Raw genomic sequence first — 2674 nt, 5'->3', positions numbered from 1 at the left:
ACGAGGAGGGCCACGACGAGGCCGGCCTGTCCTCCTCCAGCAGCCGCCGTCGCCGGCGCCGCCGCCGGCGCGCCGGGGACACCTCCTCCGACACCGACACCGAGCCCGGCGAGGGCGACCCGGAGCGCACGGTCGTCAAGGTCCGTGAGCCCCGCAAGCCCTCCGAGCCTTCCGACGAGGTGCAGTCCATCAAGGGCTCGACCCGTCTGGAGGCCAAGAAGCAGCGCCGCCGCGAAGGCCGCGAGCAGGGCCGCCGACGCGTCCCGATCATCACCGAGGCCGAGTTCCTCGCCCGCCGCGAGGCCGTCGAACGCGTGATGGTCGTCCGCCAGCACGGCGACCGCACCCAGATCGGCGTCCTGGAGGACGGCGTGCTCGTCGAGCACTACGTCAACAAGGAGCAGTCGACCTCGTACGTCGGCAACGTCTACCTGGGCAAGGTCCAGAACGTACTGCCCTCGATGGAGGCCGCCTTCATCGACATCGGCAAGGGCCGCAACGCCGTGCTCTACGCCGGTGAGGTCAACTTCGAGGCGCTGGGCATGGCCAACGGCCCGCGCCGCATCGAGTCCGCCCTGAAGTCCGGCCAGTCCGTGCTCGTCCAGGTCACCAAGGACCCGATCGGCCACAAGGGCGCCCGCCTGACCAGCCAGGTCTCCCTCCCGGGCCGCTACCTCGTGTACGTCCCCGAGGGCTCGATGACCGGCATCAGCCGCAAGCTGCCCGACACCGAACGGGCCCGGCTGAAGACCATCCTCAAGAAGATCGTCCCCGAGGACGCGGGCGTCATCGTGCGCACCGCCGCCGAGGGCGCCAGCGAGGACGAGCTGCGCCGCGACGTCGAACGGCTCCAGGCGCAGTGGGAGGACATCCAGAAGAAGTCGAAGAACGGCAACGCCCCGACGCTGCTGTACGGCGAGCCCGACATGACCGTCCGGGTCGTCCGCGACATCTTCAACGAGGACTTCTCCAAGGTCATCGTCAGCGGTGACGAGGCCTGGGAGACCGTCTACGGCTACGTCGCGCACGTCGCCCCCGACCTCGCGGGCCGGCTGTCGAAGTGGACCTCCGAGGTCGATGTCTTCGCCACCTACCGGATCGACGAGCAGCTCGCCAAGGCCCTGGACCGCAAGGTCTGGCTGCCCAGCGGCGGGTCCCTGGTCATCGACCGGACCGAGGCGATGGTCGTCGTCGACGTCAACACCGGCAAGTTCACCGGCCAGGGCGGCAACCTCGAGGAGACCGTCACCAGGAACAACCTGGAGGCGGCCGAGGAGATCGTCCGCCAGCTGCGGCTGCGCGACCTCGGCGGCATCATCGTCATCGACTTCATCGACATGGTCCTGGAGTCCAACCGGGACCTGGTGCTGCGCCGCCTGCTCGAATGCCTCGGGCGGGACCGTACGAAGCACCAGGTCGCCGAGGTGACCTCGCTGGGGCTCGTCCAGATGACCCGCAAGCGCGTCGGACAGGGCCTCCTGGAGTCCTTCTCCGAGACCTGCGTGCACTGCAACGGCCGCGGCGTCATCGTCCACATGGAGCAGCCCAGCTCCGGCGGCGGTGGCGGCGGCAAGCGCAAGAAGCGCGGGCGCGGCGGCGACGGGCACGAGCACGACCACGACGTCCACGAGACGCACGAGGTCGTGGCCGACGGGGCCGTCGAGCACGCCGAGGCCGTCCACGCGGTCGAGACGGCCGCGGAGGTCGCGGCCGAGGCCGCCGAGCCGGTCGCGCTGCCCGCGCCCGACTTCGCGCCGGACGAGGAGCTGTACAGCAGCGTCGCCGAGGCGGAGGCCGCGGCCGGCCGCGGCCGTACCCGCCGCCGGGCGAGCCGCCGGGCCTCGGCTCCGGCAGGCGCGCCCAAGGAGCGCCGCGGGGCACGGCGGGAGGCCGAGGCCGAGGTGGCGGAGGTGCCCGCCGCCGAGGCGCACGCCGAGCCCGTCGCCGTCGAGGACCCGGTGGTCGAGGCTCCGGTGGCCGAGGCCGCGGTGGCCGAGGCGGCCCCGGCTGCCGAGGAGGCCGCACCCACTGGCCGTACGCGTCGGCGTGCGACCCGGAAGGTGTCGGCGCCCGCCGGTTCCCCCGCGGGGGCCGAGGCGGCCGTGGTGACCGTCGTCGCCGAGAGCACGCCGGCGGCTGCCGAGGAGCCCGAGCCCCAGCCTGTCGCCGAGGCGGCCGAGCCCGCCGCTCCGGCCCGTCCGCGCCGTCGTGCGGTCCGCAAGGCCACCGCGCCGACCGCGTCGGAGGAGGCGGCCGTCGTGGTCGTACCGGCGGCGGAGACGCCGGCGGCGGCCGCGGAGGCCCCCGCCGAGGCTGTGCAGGCCGCCGAGGCCACCGAGGCCGTCGAGGAGGCCGCCCCGGCCAAGAAGACGGCCCGTAAGACGGCTGCCAAGAAGACCGCGGCGAAGAAGACGGCCGCCAAGAAGACCGCTGCCAAGAAGACGGCGGCCGCGAAGAAGACGACGACGGCCAAGAAGGCGGCCAAGACCGCCAAGACGGCCGCCGCCAAGTCGACGGCGAAGAAGACCACCACGGTCGCCACCGCCTCCGACGAGGGCTGACGCCCGGGCGCGGGGGCGGGCCCCCGGGCCGGCCCCCCCCCGGTAGGGGACCCCCGCGCGGGGCCCGGCCCCCCCCCCCCCCCGCCCCCCGTGTGCCCCCACCCCCCCCCCCC

General features: G+C 74.0%; 1 protein-coding gene. It reads left to right on the top strand.

Annotated features, from left to right (window positions below):
* Nucleotides 1-2561 (top strand): Rne/Rng family ribonuclease (locus tag ACWGKQ_RS52120; protein ID WP_453299171.1); only part of this gene is annotated, 2561 nt, incomplete at its 5' end.
* Nucleotides 2562-2674: the final 113 nt, after the last annotated feature.

The organism is Streptomyces sp. NPDC054770 (assembly GCF_053611985.1).
Note: the sequence above shows the minus strand (reverse complement) of the source record. Positions and strands in the feature narration are given on the sequence as shown.